We start from the raw sequence: 20,492 nt of genomic DNA, 5'->3' as shown, positions 1-20,492 counted from the left end.
GCCCAATTTGGTGATCTAACTTAGCTTTTTGCAGTCGGACAGAAAAACCGCTAGGGTAGCAAAAAAATACTGTATTTATATTTAAAAACCCATTAATATCAAGAATAATTTATTCTAAAAACTAAATAAGCGTTTTGCTTTGGAGCTTGCTGTGTTAAATAAGTTTGCACTATCGTCACTGGTTATCGGATTAGGATGTTTCATGCCATTACAATCATCATTTGCTGAGTCTGCATTAACTTTAAAACAACAGTTAGGGCAAAAGCTCATGCTTGACCTGCGCTATTACTGTAAACAAGACCCAGGTGAGCAAAAATGCCGTACACCGGTGACAGAGCTGCCGGCCGATTTAGCGAATATCATCACTAAGCATAACATTGGTGGGGTGATTTTATTTGCAGAAAATATCGATACCGTGCCGCAGGTGATCAAACTTAATAATGATCTACAAAAAGCCGCTGCCAAGTCTGAGTTAGGCTTACCGCTGTTTATTTCAATAGACCAAGAAGGTGGTCGAGTCGCCCGTATTCCGCGTGATGTAGGCACGTCGTTTACCGGTAACATGTCGATTGGTGCAACCTATAAAGAACATGGTACATACTTCGCGACAGAGTCTGCACGTATTATCGCCGACGAGCTATTGGCACTGGGTGTGAATGTTAACTATGCACCGACGGTCGATGTAAACATGAATCCAGACAATCCAGTTATTAACGTGCGCTCTTACGGTGAAGACCCGCAATTGGTTGCAAAACTAGGTGCTGCACAAGTCGCAGGGTTCGAGAACAACGGCGTTATTTCATCACTAAAGCACTTTCCAGGGCATGGCGATACCAACGTAGATAGCCACACTGGCCTGCCAAAAGTAATGCATGATAAAGAAACTATTTGGCAGCAAGACCTACCTCCTTTTAAAGAAATTATTAAAAACCAACAACCGGGTATGATCATGACGGCACATATCCAATACCCAGCCCTCGATGACAGTACGTTTGTCAGTAAAGAAGGCAAAACCATGATCAAACCTGCGACGATGTCGCGCAAAATCATCACCGACTTACTGCGTGATGAACTCGGTTATCAAGGTGTTGTAATCACTGATGCATTGGATATGGCGGGGATCAGTCACTTCTTTGAACCAATTGAAGCGGTAGTAAATACCTTTGCAGCGGGTGTTGATATTGCCCTTATGCCAATCGAAATCAGAAGCCCAAAAGACTTAGCTGTACTTGAAGCCCTTATTGAGCGATTAGAGCAAGAAGTACAGCACGGCACTTTAAATGCCGACGAAATGAGTGCTTCTGCAACGCGTATTTTAAAACTTAAAGAGAAATTTAAACTCAGCTCTTCACTTGATGACGAAGCAGCCACCAAAAAAGCGCAGCTGTTACTTGGCGATCAAAGCCATAGAAAAGTAGAAGCAGAGTTAGCATTGGCTGCGATTACCGAAGTTAAAAACGAAAATAATACCCTGCCGCTTAGCATTAAGTCGGGTAGTAAAGTGCATATTATTATGCCAGATACACGCAAATGTTATGCCTTACAGCAGGCGTTAGTTGATAACACCAATAAGTTAATCAGCTTTAGTTGCACCAGTTTGCAAGGCTATGAAAAGCTTGCAACATTAAAAGAAATTAACGAAGCCGATATCATTATTGCTGCAAATGCGTCACCAAAACAAAGTGCTGTTGAAGTGGGCGGGATGGATGATTTAGCCGATAATCCAGAGTTTGCGATTGCTAAGGCTGATCAATCAGCCGCATTAGAATCATTGCTCAAACAAGCGAGGTTAGCTCATAAAAAGACCGTATTTGTAAGCTTGCGTGCCCCTTACGATATTGCTCAATTTGGACAATTTGGCGATGCAGTACTTGCCACTTATGCTTACAATATCGATGTAGACACTAATGAAAAGATTGCTGGCCCTGCTTTCACTGCACTGGCAAAAGTATTACTAGGAAAAGCCCCTGCAAAAGGACAGTTACCCGTTACTATAAATGATCTAAACTGAGTGTTATTGTAATAGCCTCAGCTAGGTTTTAATTTTCAAGGAGAGGCACTTGCAAAAAGATGCATCATTAACCACCCCAGCAGCTATCCGTAAAATGGTACGCGCGGGTGACTACAGTGGTAATACGTCTGGGTTTGCATCTGGGTTTGTACAAGCAAACTTAGTGATTTTACCTAAACAATACGCGTTTGACTTTTTGCAGTTTAGCCAAGCCAATCCTAAATCATGCCCGATTATAGCAACCAGCCGTTTACCAGGCGTTACCGATATGCCAACTGTTGGCGAAGACATTGATATTCGTAGTGATTTGCCGCGTTATCGTGTTTTTAAAAACGGACAAATGATTGAAGAAGTGACTGATATCAGCAACCATTGGCGCGACGATTTGGTTACTTTCTTAATTGGTTGCTCATTTTCATTTGAAGAAGCATTGATTGCCGCTGGCCTTGAAATTAGAAATATCAGCGAGCAAAAAAATGTGCCTATGTATGTGACCACTATAGCGTGTCAGCGTGCGGGGATTTTCCATGCTAATATGGTTGTTAGCATGCGCCCAATGAAACCCGCTGATGCTATTCGTGCAATCCAAATTTGCAGCCGTTTTCCAAGCGTACATGGTGCGCCAGTGCATTTTGGCGACCCTGCAGCAATCGGCATTAAAGACATCAACAAACCTGAGTTTGGCGATGCAGTGACCATTAAAGAAGGCGAAGTGCCGGTATTTTGGGCCTGTGGTGTTACTCCACAAGTTGCGATTGCCAATGCTGCACCTGATTTTTGTATTACCCATAGCCCAGGGCATATGCTGGTAACCGATATTCCTAATAGTAAAATGGCAGCTTTTTAAATGACGATGAAACTAAACTGCGACTTAGGCGAAAGCTTTGGTATGTGGAAAATGGGCCTAGACGAACAAGTGATGCCACATATTGATATGGCCAATATCGCTTGTGGCTTTCATGCGGGTGATGCCGATGTAATGGCAAGCACCCTCTCTCTTGCAAAGAAGCACAAGGTCACTATAGGCGCACACCCAAGCTATCCAGATAAACAAGGTTTTGGTCGTCGCTCGATGGCAATGAGTGAAAAAGAACTCACTAACTGCCTTCATTATCAAATTGCTGCAATTGATGGTATGGCTGCTGTGCATGGCTTAACACTGGAATACGTTAAACCACATGGTGCCCTTTATAACGATATGATGCGCGAAGAACATACGTTAAATATCGTTATGCAAGCAGTTGCTCGTTATCCTAAACCACTAAAGTTAATGATTTTAGCCACCAATCAAGCAGCCAAACACAAAGCGCTAGCAACTGAATTAGGTATCGAACTCATTTTAGAAGCGTTTGCCGATCGCCAATATACCGATGAAGGAAAGCTGGTCTCACGCGCTCTTGCGGGGAGTGTTTTAGAAAAGCCCGCTCTTTTGAAGCAAGTAAAACAATTAATTGAACATGGTACTGTTACCACTCAAAGTGGCCAGCAGCTCACACTCCATGCCGACAGCCTTTGTGTTCACGGCGATAATGATGCAGGCATTGCCCTGATTCAAGAGATCAACGCATTATGCCAAGTCTAAGTGATGAAGCACTCAGTCTAAAAATAGAAAGCATGATGGTCCAACTAAATCCACGAGGTATGCAGTCTTTATATGCCAAGCAAACCAAGGGCACTTATTTACGAGCCGCACAGTCACTTCACAACGCGCAACATACTATTCTGATTGGTACAGGCTTTGCGGTTAATAACACCTTTGAAACTGACGGTCCTGTTGGCGCTATAGCACTTTACAAAGTACTTGAAAAGCTCGGTAAACAGCCAATTTTGGTCACTGGCAACCCCCTTTACAGTATCCTAAAAAAAGACTTTAACTGTTTTGAGCTGCCAATTAACAATATTGATAATGCGCGCACTTTTAGCATTAAAGCCCTTGAGCAGTTAAAGCCTGATTGTGTTTTATCAATAGAGCGCCCAGGGCTTAATCAGCATCAACGTTATTACAATATGCGCGGCATTGATATTTCTGAACATTGTGGCTGCTTTGATTTTTTTGTGACAGAAGCACGTTGCCCCACTATTGCAATTGGTGATGGCGGTAATGAAATAGGCATGGGTAACCTTGCACAACATATGCAAGATCTTAGCATCACACCCTGTTTAACACCCTGTGATGAGTTGTTGTTGGCAGATGTGTCTAATTGGGCCGCTTATGGTCTCATTGGATTCTTAAGCCGCTGGCACAACACAGACTTATTGGCAGCTATTGAGCCTCTAGACATTCTACATTACCTAAGTGAGCGCGGTAGTGTTGATGGCGTCACCCATAAAAATGAGCTCACCGAAGATGGCTTGCATGCTATGCATGGTCAACAATTAATAACTCGGCTTCGCCAACTTGGCGGCTTTATTACACAGAATGAGGTTTAACAATGGGCACGGTATACCTAAACGGTGACTACCTTAGCGCTGATGAAGCAAAGATTTCACCAATGGATCGCGGCTTTTTATTTGGCGATGGCATCTATGAAGTGATCCCATCTTATAACGGTAAAATGCTAGGCTTTGGCGCACATATTGAGCGTATGAATAACGGTTTAAACGAGCTTGAAATTAAGCTCGATTACAATGCCGATACGTGGCGAAAAATCTGTAACGACTTATGCGAGAAAAACCAAGGTGACAACTTAGGGATTTATTTACACGTGAGCCGTGGTGCCGACACTAAACGCGCCCATGGCTACCCAACTAACATTACCCCAACGGTATTTGCATTTGCTTTCGAAATTCCAGCAGAACCTGTTAGTGACATCGATAATGCGACAGCATATACCGTATCACTTGAGCAAGATCGCCGCTGGCAACGTTGCCATATTAAATCAACTGCACTACTTGGTAACGTTATTCATTACCAACATGGTGCCGTAGCAGGTAACAAAGAAACGATTCTATTTAACCGCTTGGAAGAAATTACCGAAGCCAGTTCAAGCAATGTGTTTATTGTAAAAGAGGGTGTGATAAGCACGCCACCACTCGATAATCAAATTTTACCTGGGATCACCCGCTGGTTAATCCTCAATATTCTACACAGCTACAGTGACTTCAAAGTGCAAGAACGTATTATTAGTAAAGATGAGTTACTTGATGCCGACGAAGTATGGATCACCAGCGCCACTAAAGAAGTTGGCCCTGTCGTAAAAGTAAATGGCAAGTTAGTTGGTGATGGTAAGCCTGGTGCTGTTTGGCAACAAGTGCAAAGCTTGTTTACTAAACATAAGTTTGATTACTAGTTAAAATTAGAAATCTAAAAAACGCCTACTTAAAGTAGGCGTTTTTGTTTTATCTGCTTTTTGCTGCTATTTGTTGCTTTTCATCTCAAACGGCCAAGCCTGCAATAGACCGTCACTGGTTTGTGAATATAACTGCGTACCATCGTACGCCACACTCAGTACTGACGTGCGCTGACGCTGCTGTTTAGCTTCGTATTCAGCGATTAATTCACCATCAGCAACGCGGTATAAACGCATCTTCATTTTTGGCGAGCCGGTTAATAGCCATTTGTCTTGGTTGATAAATTGCGATGCGGTGAACTCAATAAAGTTAGCGTATGAGTCCACTTCTGATAGCTCTTTTTTATTGACCAAATCAAAGAATACACGATCATCAACCGAATCAATTGCAAAAGCCAAGCTTGCTGATTTATTTAAAGTAACGTGATTCACTCTGGTCGCTAAACGCTCTTCAAAGCGAATGCTGCCATCACTCGTTGACCAAAGCTTAACGTACTTGTCGCTGGAGCCAGTAAACGCCCACTGACCATCAGCCGATAGCGCCACGCTATTAATATCTAAACGATGAATATCAAAACGCTTAGTATCACCTGTTCGGGTATTTATCACCTCAGCCTTGCCGCTACGATAAGCAATAACCAAGGTATCACCAGAGGCTGATATAGCGATGTCTCTGGCGATTTCCTGCCCGGTGAGCCAAGTGCCGATACTACGCCCCGTGCGAGTATCGTATAAAGTCACCGATAACCGATTTGAAATAAAAAAATGAGATTTGTTAGCACTAAAACCCACAAGCTCGACATGCTCAGCGCCCTGCCCTGTTATACAATCGTATAAACGCGCTTTTAACTGATTATCCCAAATACACACTTTAGATTGAGTTGCCACTAAAGCGTGACTCGCATCTTCGGTTAGCGCAGTGGCACTTAATAGCTCATCGCCATGAGCAAACTCATTGCTAGCAGATGCTGTAAACACCTCATTTGTGCCACATCCAACCAACGCTAATGTAACAACACATGAAAGTGACTTAAACAGTTTCGACATTATTCTAACTCGCTTATTTTTATAGTTATTTTTTATAGCTGTAGTTTAATGAAAATAGGGAGAAGTTGGTAGGTGTGCTTAAGAGCCTAGTAAGACTTTCTATTCACTGATAATGCTTTCTTTGAGGGATGCATGTAGGCGCGAAATTATTTCGCGCGGGACTGCATAGATATCGTGCGATGTTGCAGACGCGCCACGCAAGCATGACGCCAGCAATAAGCTACTGCTTGTCTGTTCTGCTAACAATTTCGTAGCCTTGGGCTTCATAATCGTTAATACATTTTTGAAATTTATTCTGAAGTTTTATTTCATCAAAAAAGCCAAACGAGTATGCATCACACTTTACTTTCATATGTTCACTGTTTTCCAATACTGCATTAAGTTTAAGCTCAGCAAAGCCAAATTTATAAGCTAATTCTGAAAATTGAGAGTACAAAACCAAAAGCAGTACAGCAAGAAGGGTAAGCGTTAAGGTATTTTTCATTTTTTATTTCCTTTAAAAGAGTTGTAAAAATAAAAAAAGCAATTAATGAACCAACAATATAACTTTATATAAATCAAAACAATGAGTAACTCACACAAAAGCAAGGTTAATATTTTCGCCAAAAAATAGTGAAAAAGGCAGTTTTTTTGAAAACAAATACAACTTTGGAATGTTACGTATTTATGATGAGGCATGGTTCGAGAAAAGAAATAGGAAGGGCAAGATGCTAGATTTGAGAAGCAAGGGTTTAAAGTCAGATGCGAGTTAGGAGATGCTTTAGCTTCGAACAAGAATCTCCCAATTCACCACTTGAGTAAATTAATAGAATTCATGTAGGTGTGAAATTTATTTCGCGCGAGACTACCACATATTACGAGGTGTAGCAGGTGCAGCACTTGCTAACTTCCCTCACCCATGGGTAAAACAAAACACATTAAGTTTGTTACCGTCTAGGTCTCTGAAGTATCCCGCATAGAAGCCAGGCATTTCACGTGGGCCGGGTGCACCTTCGTCTGTGCCGCCAAGCTCTATGGCTTTTTTATAAAAAGCATCTACTTGGGCTGGGGTTTCGACTGCCAACGCAATCATGGTGCCGTTACCTACGGTCGCTTTTTCATCATTATAAGGTTTGGTTATAGCAAAACCAGGTTTATCTTGCCCAGTGTTCCATGCGACAAAGCGGTCAGTTTCTAAAAAGCGCTCGGCGTTTAGGGTGGCGAATAATTCATCGTAATACTTTACTGCTTTAGCTAGGTTGTTAGTGCCTAACATGATGTAACCTATCATTGTGTGTTCCTTACGTTTAAAAGTGTCTGTACTCAACATAAAAGGGAAATGACCATCTGTCTATTGATTTCTCCATTCATCGCAATGGACTGTATTTCGGGTGGTTGTTACTTTATAACAGGATAACAGGTTAAACACCGCTCACTAACAAGGAAATAAAATGAAGTTTAAAACGTCTTTAGCGCTGCTTGCAGCAGCTAGCTTTTACGGCCACGCCGAAGCTAGCAATACCTTTGAGCTTGAAAATGTTTTTGATCTTGAATACGCCAACCAAATAGAAATGACAAAAAATGGCGACACAATTTATTTTGTGCGTAACCGAATGGATATCAAAAGCGACCGTAAAGTTAGCAATATTTGGTCAGTAAACCCAGATGGCAAAACCATGCTACCGCTTACGTCTGGTGTACATATGGATTACTCACCAGTACTGTCGCCGGATGAAACTCGCCTAGCATTTATCTCGACTCGTGATGGTAGCAGCCAAATCTATGTAAAATGGTTAAAAACCGGTAATGTAGCGAAAATCAGTAACCTAACGCAAAGCCCTAGCGGATTAACTTGGACGCCAGATGGCAAACAATTGGTGTTCAGCCAGTTTGTGCCAGCTAAATCAGCAAGCCCAGTGTCTTTACCAGGTAAACCTGAGGGCGCAAAATGGGCGGAGCCAGCTACCTATATTGATGATACCTATTATCGCGCCGATGGCGGTGGCTACTCTGAAAAAGGTTATCGTCACTTTTTCATCATGAGTGCAACGGGCGGCAATGCCCGCCAATTAAGCTCAGGTGATTTTGATCACGGCGGTGCTATTAGCTTTAATGAACAGGGTGATGCGTTTTATTTTTCAGCTAATCGATATGAAAACAACGAGTTACACCCAACTGAATCTGAAATCTATAAACTTAGCTTAGCGGATCGTTCAATCAGCCAAATAACAGACCGTAAAGGCCCTGATTCAAGTCCTAAAGTCTCTCCAAATGGTCGTTATCTCGCTTACACTGGCTATGATGACAAAAAGACTAACTATGAAAATAACGATATTTATTTACTTGATTTAAAATCAGGTAAAAGCTCGGTACTCACTGCTGATTTAGATCGCAGTGTCGAAAGCATTAAATGGGATGATAGCGGCCAAGGCCTTTATTTTAGTTACGATAGCGAAGGTAAAACACACCTAGCTTACCAACCGCGTAGTGGTAAACATAAAGTGATTACCTCAGAGATTGGTAGTGTCGCCTTTGGCCGTCCCTATTCAGGTGGTGACTTTGACGTGAGCGAAGATGGTGAAGTTGCATTCACACTCGCTGATACACAACGCCCAGCTGATGTAGCATTAATTAAGCGCGGTAAAACGGCTCGTTTAACGCAATTAAACGAAGATGCACTGGGCGACAAAGAACTTGCCAAAGTTGAAGAAATTTGGGTTAAATCAAGCCATGACGGCTTAGCCGTTCAGGGTTGGATTGCATACCCACCGGGTTTTGATAAAAACAAGAAGTACCCTCTTGTTTTAGAGATCCACGGTGGCCCTGTTGCAAACTACGGCCCTCACTTTAGCCCTGAAGTGCAATTATACGCAGCCAAAGGTAATGTTGTACTTTATATGAATCCGCGCGGCAGTGACTCGTACGGTAAAGAATTTGCGCAAACAATTCATCATAACTACCCAAGTAATGACTTTGATGATTTGATGACAGGTGTTGATGCTGTCATCAATAAGGGCTTTATTGATGAGAGTAAACTGTTTGTTACCGGCGGCTCAGGTGGCGGTGTATTAACAGCATGGATTGTGGGTCATACAGACCGCTTTGCAGCAGCTGTTGTTGCTAAACCAGTCATCAATTGGATCAGCTTTGTACTAACTGCTGACTTCTATCCTTTCTTTGCTGATTATTGGTTCCCAGGTAAACCATGGGACAACATTGAGCATTATATGAAGCGCTCACCAATTAGCTATGTGGGCAATGTAAAAACACCAACTATGCTGTTAACTGGTGAATCAGACTATCGCACGCCGATTTCTGAAACTGAGCAATTTTACCAAGCGTTAAAGCTACAAGGTGTTGATACGGCTATGGTGCGTATTCCTAATGCCTCGCATGGTATTACTGCTCGCCCATCAAACCTGATGACCAAAGTAGCCTATATTCAATGGTGGTTTGATAAAAACAGTGGAAATGATTAACGACATCGAGCGAAGCGAGAACGTTTCATTTGCGCAAGGTGAACGGATTTCGTGACGCAGTTTCGTTTAACTTATCTCACATTGTATTAGGCGCGATTTTATATCGCGCCTAATCCGAAACATCATTTAATAAAACCATAACGCGGGGCAAACCCGCTGCTACTTGCTAACTTTACTCTTTCTTACTTTCCCCTTGCTAGCTCCCTCTCTGTAAACCCCCTTTACAGTTTAAATGTGAGTAACTCCTTACATATTTCTAGTAAATATCGGACATTGAATAAAAAGCAGTTAGTAAAAAATCGGTTTATAGCCAAAATCAGTAACTTGAGTTAGTAAAAAATCGGTTTGTGCCGCTAAAAACCTAGCTTCAGTTAGTAAAATTTTGGTTTGTAAGGATGTTGAGTTGGTAAAAAATCGGTTTATGGCTTAGGTGAGTTAATAAAAAATCGGTTTGTAAATCGTAATATTCTACAAAACAGTCCTAAATTGCCGTTTATATGACCTAATTTTAGCCATTCTAAAGGTGGTTTTTAGTCAATGAGTGCATATTTTCTGCTTATAAGACGAAGCTAGTTAAATCCTGATCTAAAATTCTGAGGCTGGTAAATGCGTGATCTGTATTTTTACAAAGCTAGTAAATGGCTGATCCAAAACTTAGTTAAACTCTGATCCAAATATCTAAGCCCGCACTCTAAAAATGAAAAAGGGCCCGAAGGCCCCTAACAACATTATTGAATAGCTATAAAGGTGTTACATCATTACTTGGTTAGAACTGATTCATAGTATTTGCTTCACCACCGGCTTTAAGCGCATTTTCACCAGAGAAGTACTCTTTATGAGTATCACCAATGTTAGAACCTGCTAGGTCTTGATGTTTCACTGATGCTTGCTCACGACGAATTTCTTGACGTTGTACGTCACGAACATACGCCAGCATACCTAGGTCGCCGAAATAGCCTTCTGATAGAATATCAGTACTTAGCGCCGCTGTATGGTAAGTTGGTAACGTGATTAGGTGGTGGAAGATACCCGCTTCACGTGCACCATCTTTTTGGAAGTTTTGTACAAGTACGTCTGCTGCCGCTGCAAGCTCTGTGTCATCCATTTCTGGTGCCATTAATGCTTTATTATCATCGATGCTTGGGTAAGCTGATAAGTCTTTACCTTGTTCTTGCCACTCAGCGTATACTTGCTCACGGAATTTAAGTGTCCAGTTGAACGACGGTGAGTTGTTATATACCAACTTAGCATTGGGTACTTGCTCTTTAACGCGATTCACAAGCTCAGCGATTTGTTTAACATTTGGTTTTTCTGTTTCAATCCACAGTAAGTCTGCGCCAGACTGTAAGCTAGTAACACAGTCTAGCACTACACGGTCTTTCTCTGTGCCTTCACGGAACTGATATAAACCATTATCTAAACGTGTTGGCTTGCAAAGCTGACCGTTGAGCTTCATTGCTGTGTCGCCTTCGTTTAAGTCATCAACACTGTTTACTGGTGTTGTTTCAAGGAACGACGTGTATTGGCTCGCAAGGTCACCTGGTGTTTTAGATACAGGCACTTTTTGAGTAAGGCTTGCACCTAATGAATCAGTACGCGCAACGATAATGCCGTTATCAATACCAAGCTCTAAGAATGCGTAACGAACTGCGTTAATTTTTGCTAGGAAATCCTCATGCGGTACAGTTACTTTACCCGCTTGGTGACCACATTGTTTTGCGTCAGATACTTGGTTCTCGATTTGGATAGCACATGCGCCTGCTTCAATCATCTTTTTAGCAAGTAGGTAAGTGGCTTCTTCGTTACCGAAACCCGCATCAATATCAGCAATAATTGGCACAACATGACTCTCGAAGTTATCGATTTTATTTAGTACGGCTTGAACATCACCGCCGTTTGCTTTCGCTGCATCTAGGTCTTTGTAAAGGTGGTCAAGTTCACGTGCATCTGCTTGCTTTAAGAAAGTGTAGATTTCTTCGATTAGCGCTGGAACAGACGTTTTTTCATGCATACTTTGGTCAGGTAATGGACCGAACTCAGAACGAAGTGCCGCAACCATCCAGCCGCTTAGGTATACATAGCTGCGTTTAGTTGTTTTGTTATGACGTTTAATTGCCATCATCATTTGTTGTGCAGTGAAACCATGCCAACAACCTAATGATTGTGTGTATTGGCTGTGGTCAGCATCGTAGGCTGCCATGTCTGCACGCATGATGTCTGCAGTGTATTGAGCAATGTCTAAACCCGTACGAAAACGGTTTTGTAAGCGCATACGGCTTGCGTATTCTGGGTTGATTGACTGCCACGTTTTGCCTTGTGTTTGACATAAAGTAGCTAGGTTATCTGTTTCGCGTTGATATGTTGTCATAATAAAAATCCTTCGAACGGGTTATCTATTTTTTGTTAGTGAGAGTGGCTACTTGGCGTTCGCTTCGTAGCGCTTAATCCAACATTAGGCGGATTTTTTGGATTTAGTAAATTTATAGTTGTTATTGCCACTATATTTTTAGTGAATGGTAAATAACCTGCTTATTAGCTTTTTTTACGATATGGTTAGGCCATGAATGATCACATTAAGCTCGTTTAAAGGACATTACTATGACCACTCTCTCACTTAACGGTTTAAGCGTTGATCAACAACTAGCACAGTTTGTTGAACAGCAACTTTTACCAGGAACAGGTATTAGCACAGACACTTTTTGGCAAGGTTTTGCTGATATCGTCACTGAGTTAACGCCAATCAATCGTGCGCTTTTAGAAAAACGCGAACAACTGCAAGCAAAGATTGATGACTATCACAAGCAACAACCGGTATGGGATGCAGCTAACTATCAAGCATTCCTAAAAGACATTGGCTATCTCGTTCCTGAGCCAGCTAGCTTCAGCATAGAAACAGAGCAAGTTGAGCCTGAAATCGCAAGCACTGCGGGGCCGCAGCTCGTTGTGCCAGTGAGCAATGCACGATTTGCCTTAAACGCAGCGAATGCCCGCTGGGGCTCACTGTATGATGCGCTATACGGCACTGATGTATTAAGTGAAGATGACGGCGCTGAGAAAGGCGCTACATACAACCCTGTACGTGGCTTTAAAGTCATGGCTTATGCCCGCCAGTTCCTAGATAAAGCATTGCCTTTAGCAAATGGCTCGCATATCGAAAGTACCAGCTATTCAGTGGTTAACAATGAACTTTTAATCACATTACGTGACAGCAGCCAGGTTCGTTTAGCTAATCCTGAACAACTAATTGGTTACCAAGGTGAAGCGCAAAATCCGAGCGCTATCTTACTGAAAAATAATGGCTTACATATCGAACTGCAAATCGACCATCATCATCCAATAGGTCAAGCAGATAAAGCAGGCCTTAAAGATGTGCTACTTGAAGCAGCCCTCACAACGATTATGGACTGTGAAGATTCCGTTGCTGCTGTTGATGCACAAGACAAAGTAAACGTCTATCAAAACTGGCTTGGTTTAATGCAAGGTAACCTAGTAGAAGCATTTAACAAAGGCGGTAAAACCATTGAGCGTCGTTTAGCACAGGACCGCCAATATCAAGGTGTGAATGGTGAAACACTGACGCTAAAAGGCCGTAGCATGATGTTTGTGCGTAACGTTGGCCACTTAATGACAAATCCAGCTATCCAAGATAGTGAAGGCAATGACGTGTTTGAAGGTATTATGGATGCCATTATCACCAGCACCGCAGCACTTCATGACTTAAAAGGTACAAGCAGCCTTAAAAATTCAACGGCCAATAGCATTAATATTGTTAAACCAAAAATGCATGGCCCAGAAGAAGTGGCCTTCACCAATACCCTATTTACCCGCGTTGAGCAGCTATTAAGCTTACCTGAAAACACCATTAAAATGGGGATTATGGATGAAGAGCGCCGCACTTCAGCTAACTTAAAAGCGTGTATTTTCGAGGCTAAAAAGCGTGTTGTATTCATTAACACAGGCTTCTTAGACCGTACCGGTGACGAAATTCATACTTCAATGCAAGCAGGTGTTGTACTACCAAAAGGCGCTATCAAACTTGAGCCTTGGATCAGCGCATACGAAGACCGCAACGTAGATATTGGTCTTGCTACAGGACTCAGTGGCAAAGCACAAATTGGTAAAGGTATGTGGCCAATGCCAGATAAAATGGCGTTAATGATGGAACAAAAAAGTGGTCACCCGAAAAGTGGTGCAAATACCGCGTGGGTGCCCTCTCCTACTGCTGCAACGCTACATGCAATGCATTATCACGATATTGATGTATTTGCTTGTCAAAAAGCGCTGATGGACCGCAAAGAAGCAAGCCTTACTAGCTTACTCACTCCACCGCTTATGAAAGATGCCAGCAGCTTAAGCAAGGAAGATATTCAAGCCGAACTTGATAACAATGCACAGGGTATTTTAGGCTATGTTGTGCGTTGGATTGACCAAGGTATTGGTTGCTCAAAAGTACCTGACATCAACCATGTCGGTTTAATGGAAGATCGTGCCACACTGCGTATTTCAAGCCAGCACATGGCCAACTGGCTGTATCATGGTGTTTGTTCTGAAGAGCAAATTAGAAAAACCATGGCGCGAATGGCAAAGGTTGTCGATGGTCAAAATGAAGGGGATCCGGCCTACAAGAATATGGCTGATTCAGCCGAAACCTTAGCACAAAGTATTGCTTATCAAGCAGCGCTAGCCCTTGTATTAGAAGGAGTTAAACAACCTAGTGGCTATACTGAACCATTACTGCATGCGTTCCGTATAAAACATAAGTCATTAAATTAAGCACAATTTAACTCCCTTTGAGTTTGATGTGTCGTTCCTAGCAGCCTTTGGCTGCTTTTTTTTAACTAATATCAATTGATACCAATCCGCAATAATACTTAATTATTTTGAGGGATTAAACCTGTCGCTACCTGCGTTAAAAATTTCTGATTTAGAACAACTAAATAACGAAATTTTTGCCTTGTTATCAACGAGGTTTTATTGCCTCAAAATAGACCACTAAATTAAGCGTATTGGTATAAACTCATAACGACAGTGAATACTCACCATTCATAGCATAATAAAAATCTATTAAAAAAGGGCATTTGTTATCAAATGCCCCTTTTTAAAATTAGTTTTTGACAATCGCATTGTGATAAACGTTTTGAACGTCATCACAGTCATCAAGCATAGAAATAAACTTTTCAAAGTTTGCTATGTCATCTGGATCAGTGATGTCTGTATGAACTTGTGGAACAAACGTAATCTCGTCTACTTCAAAGTTAATACCCTCAAATGCTTCTTCAAGTGCTGTTTTTGCTTTGTAGTACTCAGTGTGAGGAGCGAATACTGACACTTTGCCGTCTTCTACTTCTACATCAGTTACGTCTACATCAGCCATCATTAGCGCTTCAAGTACGACTTCGTCGTCATCACCTTCAAAGCCTAAAACAGCTAAGTGATCGAACATATGCGCTACGCAACCGGGTGTGCCAATTTTTGAATCTGTTTTTGTAAACGGTAAACGTACATCTTTAATAGTACGGTTAGGGTTATCAGTTAAACAGTCAACAATAACCATACAGTTACCTGGGCCGTAGCCTTCGTAACGTGCTGGAGAGTAGTCTTCCCCTGCCCCACCGGCTGCCTTTTTGATTGCATTATCGATTACATGTGCTGGAACTTGATCTTTTTTTGCACGCTCAATAATACGTTTTAGCGCTTGGTTAACTTCTGGATCTGGTTCGCCATTTTTAGCAACAACGTAGATTTCTTTACCGTACTTAGAATTTACTTTTGTTTTTGCATTGGCTGTTTTAGCCATGGCGTTTTTGCGGACTTCAAATGCTCTGCCCATCTTATGCCTCTATGAATACATTTGATAATTGCCGATATTTTAACAAGTCATGACCGCTTGGGCTAGTACTAGGGCGTGTTAACCTTCAGGATTAAAATTTGTTCACTCTAGGGACGATTTTATTAACACCTTGGGATGTATAACCGATTAGGTAAAGTAAAAAACGAGCAAAGATCAAATCGTCCCTAGGGAACTTAAAAAAATAAAAAGCTAACAATTAATATCAGGAAAAATAAAAAACAAGGCTATTTAACATAACACCTTACTTTCTTGGAATGAATCAACCAAAATTGGCAGTTCTGAAAAATGATGCAGTACATAGTCTGCTTGATTTGCATATTCAGGAATTTCATGTGGTGCGTATAAACAAGCTCGCATGTTAGCGTTGTGGGCTGCTTGTATGTCAAATAAATAATCACCAACATAAAGTAACTCTGACTGGTCAAGTTCCCAGAGTGTGGCAATGGCATTTAAAGCACTTGGGTCAGGCTTGGCTGGCGCATCTGAGCGAGTCAAAACCGTTTCTATCGGCAGAGGATTATTTTTTAGCTTAATGGCAGCTGCACGGTCGTAATTACGAGTCACAATGGCCATTGGAATATTACTTTCTTTTAGCTTGGTAATCGCATCAGCCACACCAGGCAATAAATGTGCGTGCTGCGCATCAATAAGCTCATGTTGATGGACAATATTCATCGCCTCTTCGCGCATGTAAGGCGAGGGAAGCGTGGCAATATACGCCAACAAATCCTCCTCAAGAGGACAACCCACTTGTGCTTTGATCAGTGAGAAATCCAGCTCTGACGATACCAAAGTGCCGTCTAAGTCAAAAATCACACCACGAATATTGTTATCATAAATACTCATATAAATCCTTGTATATGGCGATTGGGAAATGTTTATACCCACTAATAAGATAGTGTACGATATAGCTTTATTAAAGGATCAAAGGATTAAAAAGCCAAGTTTTTTAATCCTTTTGTATAAGTCTATTGAGGTTCTAACGCCTCAAACTTAGCTTCAAGCCAGGTATCATCTTGGCTAAAGGTCAGTGTTTTTACTTTCCCTTTACCCTCAATATTTACCATATTCACTTGTGCAGGCCAAAGGTCGCGAAGTGCTCCGTTGCTCATACGAATGCCATGAATTCCCTCTGGGATCGTGACTTCCTGATAAACCCAAAAGAATTTACCATCAACTTGTGCACCCACTTTTTTAAGTTCAAGTGGCTTACCATCTAAAGTTTGCAGGGCAATATGTGACTCAACATAATCAGCAAAACGCTTTTGGTCGTCTTTATTACTTAAGATATCAGCATTACCGTCGAACAAATATTCAACAGCATGCTCCGTATCATGCAAATAAAAGCGATGCATAAGCTCTATGTTGTTTGTACGTTTATTAAACAGCACAGTTGTCACAGACGCTTTTAACTGGTGCGCCATACTAGGCGCACTCAGTAATAAAGCAAAAACAATGGCTACAAAGCGCATTATTGTTGCTCCTGGGCATCTTTTTCATCGCCCTTTTTCAGCTCTGTTTTAATATCTTGCATGATATCGCGGCTGACTTTCGCTTTACTCTTCTCACGCTTATACACTTCAATACGTGATGGAATAATACGACGCGGGTAGTTATTGTTTTCTACATCTACATCCGCAGTTTCCCAACGAGGGTCAACCGCAACAGACGCTAGGTTTTTACCCTTCTCTGTTACAATTAGCTTTTGAACATGCTTATGGTTACGACGCCAAATTTCAGCCGGAATGTACTGCTCTTCTTTCGTACCATCTTCATAAGTAAGCTCTAGTAAGATAGGCATTACTAAGCCCCCTAAGTTTGAGAACTCAAGTACGTAGTAGTTCTTATCTTCTTTGATTGCACGCTCAAATGTTTTACGTTCCCAAAGCTCTAGGCCTTTTAGGAATTTATTGTACGCGTTGCGCTCTTTATTAGTTACCGTAAAGCGGTCGTTTTCATCATAGAAGTCAGTGACATCTGGGTTTTCTTCAACCCACAGTTTTTTACCTTCTTCTTTATTACGTTGCACGAATAATGGCATTGGCTTGTCAGCTTCGATGTCACGCAAACGGTTAAAGTCGATATCAGGGTTTTTGGTGTCTAAACGTAACTGATAAACTTTATCTAACGAGATATCAACGTGATCTGTGGTGTAGAACCAACCACGCCAGAACCAATCAAGGTCAACGCCAGACGCTTCTTCCATTGTACGGAAAAAATCAGCTGGAGTAGGGCGTTTGTATTTCCAACGCTGCGCATACTCTTTAAATGCAAAGTCAAATAACTCACGACCAAGGATCACTTCACGTAATATGTTAAGTGCGGCAGCAGGCTTAGTATAAGCATTAGGGCCTAAACGTAATACACTGTCTGACTGTGTCATAACCGGCACTTGGTTTTCTGACTTCATGTATTCAACGATATCGCGAGGCTCAACACCCCAAGGAATTGTGTGGTCCCACTCACGACCAGCAACACCATCTAAGAAGCTGTTAAGACCTTCATCCATCCACGTCCATTGACGCTCATCAGAATTCACCACCATTGGGAAATAAATATGCCCAACTTCATGGATAACAACGCCGATTAAGAAGCGTTTTTCTGCTTGAGAGTAGGTACGTGTTCCGTCATCTTGCAAGTCTGTGCGCGGACCATTGAAGGTGATCATGGGGTATTCCATACCACCGACAGGGCCATTAACTGACTGTGCCACAGGGTAAGGGTAGTCAAATGAGAAGCGCGAATACACTTCCATCGTATGAACAACAGCTTCTGTAGAGTATTTCTTCCAGAGATCGCCACCCTCTTTCGGGTAGAAAGACATCGCCATCACTAACGGCTGGTCTTTACCACCTTGATGGTAGCCCTTAGCATCCCACATAAATTTACGTGATGAGGCCCATGCAAAGTCACGGACATTTTCAGCTTTAAAATGCCATGTTTTAGTTTTGTCTGTGCCTTCTTTTTCGTTTTCGAGTGCCTCTTCTTCAGTCACGATAAAAACAGGGCGTTTGGCATCTTCAGCTTGCTCTAAGCGTTTACGCTGCGTACTAGTTAGAACGCTGCTCGGGTTATCCAGCTTACCTGTTGCAGATACAATGTGGTCTGCAGGAACCGTTAATTCAACGTCGTAGTTACCAAATTCAAGGGTAAATTCACCACTCCCTAAGAACGCTTTGTTCGTCCAAGCTTCATAGTCAGTATACGCAGCAAGACGAGGGAACCACTGCGCTAATAAGAAGATATCGTTACCATCTTCTTCAAAATGCTCATAACCCGAGCGTGCACCAACGGCATCTTCTTCAACAATGTTAAAGGCGAAGTCCATGCTGAACTCAACGTCTTTACCCGGTTTAAGCGGTTCGTTTAAGTCGATACGCATTAATGTATCTACTACAGTAACTTTAAGCTCTTTTCCGTCTTCGTCTTTAACATTGGCGATTTGATAACCCAGCTCGTTGTCGGCCATGAATTGCTGACGACGTAACTGTCCTAAACTCAATTTAGTTGATTTTGGCTGAGGGTCACCTTGCAATGTTTTACCATTAAAAGTCGATGTCATTTCAGCAATTGAGTCAGATTTAAAGATATTTTGGTCTAGTTGTAACCAAAGGTACTTTAAAGTGTGAGGCGAGTTATTTTTATATTCAATTGTTTGGCTTGCTGTTAAACGGCGTTTCTTTTCATCAAGCTTAGCATCAATGTCGTAGTTTACCTGTTGCTGCCAGTAGTTTTCGGCAGGGGCACCCGCCGCACTTCTATATACATTTGGGGTAGGGAGTGCTTCATCTAACTGACGAAACTTATCAACAAACGAGCCTTTAGTTTGCTCTACCGATGACGCCATGACTGCTGAGGACACTGCCAAAGGCAATACCAAAGCACTCAAATGGAGAACTGCTTTTTTCATTGTTAATCCTGTAAATTAAGTGTAAGCCTACCATCTCAAACAGCTAACAAGGTTGCAATAAAATCACGATAAAATGCTAGTTTTTCAGGTTAGTATTCACCTTTGTGCAATGAACTATTTTTGCCGTTATATATCCCTACTTTCAGGCAATGTAAAGGGGGTTTACAGACGCATTGGTTATTTTTAATTCAGCACGAATTCATTACAAAGTATTACAGTTAATTTTAAGCCAACTTGGTCAAATTTTGTTTAACAGTAATAAAGGTGATTAGATGAAGTTTTATATTGTAAAAAAAGACTCTCGTTTAGCCGCTATTCCTGCGCAAGAATCAATTTTAAACGAGTACAAAGAACGTGGCTTTGAATATATTGAAGTGATCAACGCATGTGATGAAGACGATGCGTTAGCACGTACATCTCCCAGTTCAAAATGGACTAAAAAAGGACTGTTTTTAGGCTCATCTTTAGTAATTTTGACTCTAATTTTCATTATTTTCGCAATAAATTAATTTTTGCGGCATTTTCTATTGAAATTTACTGCCATTTGTATTTAAAATCGCCCACTTTTTTGATTTTGGGTCAATGCAGAAGCTGTATTTATCCCAAAAATGTGTCGGTAAACAGCTTAGAATTCGGTGGGCTTATGGATTTCTATATCCTAAAAAAACAACAAGAACTAATTGCAATTCCAGCGGACGAACAAAATTGTAAACAGTACCTTGATTCAGGGTATTTTTATATTGATAAAGTAGCGGCATGTAATGAAACGAATGCCCTAAAGATTTTACAAGCAAAACAAACTAAAGCGCTTAAAGTTCCATTGATTATGGCGTTGCTAGCTCTACCTATGGTGGTTTTTGCTTGGTATAGCTTAAGTTAACAAACCAAGCTGGGCATCTTGGCTCAGCTTAGGTATATTGACGCT

At 41.6% G+C, this 20,492-nt stretch carries 17 protein-coding genes; 9 read left to right on the top strand and 8 right to left on the bottom strand.

What is annotated here, in order from left to right:
- Positions 1-202: 202 nt before the first annotated feature.
- The 5 genes from L0Z67_RS20265 (at position 203) to L0Z67_RS20245 (ending at position 5,301) form a co-directional block, all read left to right on the top strand.
- Positions 203-2,011, top strand: a complete 1,809-nt coding sequence (locus tag L0Z67_RS20265; RefSeq protein ID WP_237115517.1) for a glycoside hydrolase family 3 protein — start codon at positions 203-205, stop codon at positions 2,009-2,011.
- Between the two features lie 94 nt (positions 2,012-2,105).
- Positions 2,106-2,858, top strand: a complete 753-nt coding sequence (locus L0Z67_RS20260) for a putative hydro-lyase (protein ID WP_392353855.1) — start codon at positions 2,106-2,108, stop codon at positions 2,856-2,858.
- A gap of 6 nt (positions 2,859-2,864) precedes the next feature.
- A complete protein-coding gene (locus L0Z67_RS20255) occupies positions 2,865-3,593 on the top strand; it encodes a 5-oxoprolinase subunit PxpA (protein ID WP_062568164.1) in 729 nt (242 codons plus the stop codon).
- Complete coding sequence (locus tag L0Z67_RS20250; protein ID WP_392353426.1) at positions 3,581-4,441, top strand: glutamate cyclase domain-containing protein; 861 nt, start codon at positions 3,581-3,583, stop codon at positions 4,439-4,441. The genes L0Z67_RS20255 and L0Z67_RS20250 overlap by 13 nt, the downstream gene beginning before the upstream one ends.
- Before the next feature lie 2 nt (positions 4,442-4,443).
- Positions 4,444-5,301 carry an aminotransferase class IV gene (locus L0Z67_RS20245; RefSeq protein ID WP_062567813.1) on the top strand — a complete coding sequence of 286 codons (858 nt, stop codon included), beginning with the start codon at positions 4,444-4,446 and terminating at the stop codon, positions 5,299-5,301.
- Between the two features lie 66 nt (positions 5,302-5,367).
- On the opposite strand, the gene L0Z67_RS20240 is transcribed toward L0Z67_RS20245, so the two are convergent.
- The 3 genes from L0Z67_RS20240 to L0Z67_RS20230 form a co-directional block, all read right to left on the bottom strand.
- Positions 5,368-6,348: a WD40 repeat domain-containing protein gene (locus L0Z67_RS20240; RefSeq protein WP_237115518.1), complete on the bottom strand. Its 981-nt coding sequence runs from the start codon at positions 6,346-6,348 to the stop codon at positions 5,368-5,370.
- 220 nt (positions 6,349-6,568) lie between these two features.
- Positions 6,569-6,832: a hypothetical protein gene (locus L0Z67_RS20235; RefSeq protein WP_062567815.1), complete on the bottom strand. Its 264-nt coding sequence runs from the start codon at positions 6,830-6,832 to the stop codon at positions 6,569-6,571.
- Between the two features lie 408 nt (positions 6,833-7,240).
- Positions 7,241-7,618, bottom strand: a complete 378-nt coding sequence (locus L0Z67_RS20230) for a VOC family protein (protein ID WP_062567816.1) — start codon at positions 7,616-7,618, stop codon at positions 7,241-7,243.
- 160 nt (positions 7,619-7,778) lie between these two features.
- On the opposite strand from L0Z67_RS20230, the gene L0Z67_RS20225 reads away from it, so the two are divergent.
- Positions 7,779-9,806 (top strand): S9 family peptidase, encoded by a 2,028-nt coding sequence (locus L0Z67_RS20225; protein ID WP_237115519.1) that lies wholly within the window; start codon positions 7,779-7,781, stop codon positions 9,804-9,806.
- Positions 9,807-10,572: 766 nt separating this feature from the next.
- Here the strand turns inward: L0Z67_RS20225 and L0Z67_RS20220 are convergent.
- The gene (locus L0Z67_RS20220) at positions 10,573-12,174 is read right to left on the bottom strand and encodes an isocitrate lyase (protein ID WP_237115520.1); all 1,602 of its coding nucleotides are present in this window, start codon (positions 12,172-12,174) and stop codon (positions 10,573-10,575) included.
- A gap of 230 nt (positions 12,175-12,404) precedes the next feature.
- On the opposite strand from L0Z67_RS20220, the gene L0Z67_RS20215 reads away from it, so the two are divergent.
- Positions 12,405-14,579 (top strand): malate synthase G, encoded by a 2,175-nt coding sequence (locus tag L0Z67_RS20215; protein ID WP_237115521.1) that lies wholly within the window; start codon positions 12,405-12,407, stop codon positions 14,577-14,579.
- A gap of 331 nt (positions 14,580-14,910) precedes the next feature.
- Here the strand turns inward: L0Z67_RS20215 and L0Z67_RS20210 are convergent, their stop codons facing one another.
- The 4 genes from L0Z67_RS20210 to L0Z67_RS20195 all read right to left on the bottom strand — a co-directional run bounded on the left by L0Z67_RS20210 (position 14,911) and on the right by L0Z67_RS20195 (position 19,567).
- On the bottom strand, positions 14,911-15,636 hold the full coding sequence (locus tag L0Z67_RS20210; protein WP_054553380.1) for a YebC/PmpR family DNA-binding transcriptional regulator: 726 nt from the start codon (positions 15,634-15,636) through the stop codon (positions 14,911-14,913).
- Positions 15,637-15,885: 249 nt separating this feature from the next.
- Complete coding sequence (locus L0Z67_RS20205; protein ID WP_130152010.1) at positions 15,886-16,503, bottom strand: HAD family hydrolase; 618 nt, start codon at positions 16,501-16,503, stop codon at positions 15,886-15,888.
- 122 nt (positions 16,504-16,625) lie between these two features.
- Positions 16,626-17,129: a DUF6702 family protein gene (locus tag L0Z67_RS20200; RefSeq protein ID WP_062567821.1), complete on the bottom strand. Its 504-nt coding sequence runs from the start codon at positions 17,127-17,129 to the stop codon at positions 16,626-16,628.
- Positions 17,129-19,567 (bottom strand): M1 family metallopeptidase, encoded by a 2,439-nt coding sequence (locus tag L0Z67_RS20195; protein ID WP_392353421.1) that lies wholly within the window; start codon positions 19,565-19,567, stop codon positions 17,129-17,131. The genes L0Z67_RS20200 and L0Z67_RS20195 overlap by 1 nt, the downstream gene beginning before the upstream one ends.
- 272 nt (positions 19,568-19,839) lie before the next feature.
- Here L0Z67_RS20195 and L0Z67_RS20190 point away from each other — a divergent pair, with 272 nt between their 5' ends.
- A complete protein-coding gene (locus L0Z67_RS20190; protein WP_062567823.1) occupies positions 19,840-20,076 on the top strand; it encodes a hypothetical protein in 237 nt (78 codons plus the stop codon).
- A gap of 134 nt (positions 20,077-20,210) precedes the next feature.
- Positions 20,211-20,447 carry a hypothetical protein gene (locus tag L0Z67_RS20185; protein ID WP_062567824.1) on the top strand — a complete coding sequence of 79 codons (237 nt, stop codon included), beginning with the start codon at positions 20,211-20,213 and terminating at the stop codon, positions 20,445-20,447.
- The last annotated feature ends 45 nt before the right edge of the window (positions 20,448-20,492 follow it).

It is taken from the genome of Pseudoalteromonas sp. PB2-1, assembly GCF_045040605.1.
Taxonomy (GTDB): domain Bacteria; phylum Pseudomonadota; class Gammaproteobacteria; order Enterobacterales; family Alteromonadaceae; genus Pseudoalteromonas; species Pseudoalteromonas arabiensis.
Note: the sequence above shows the minus strand (reverse complement) of the source record. Positions and strands in the feature narration are given on the sequence as shown.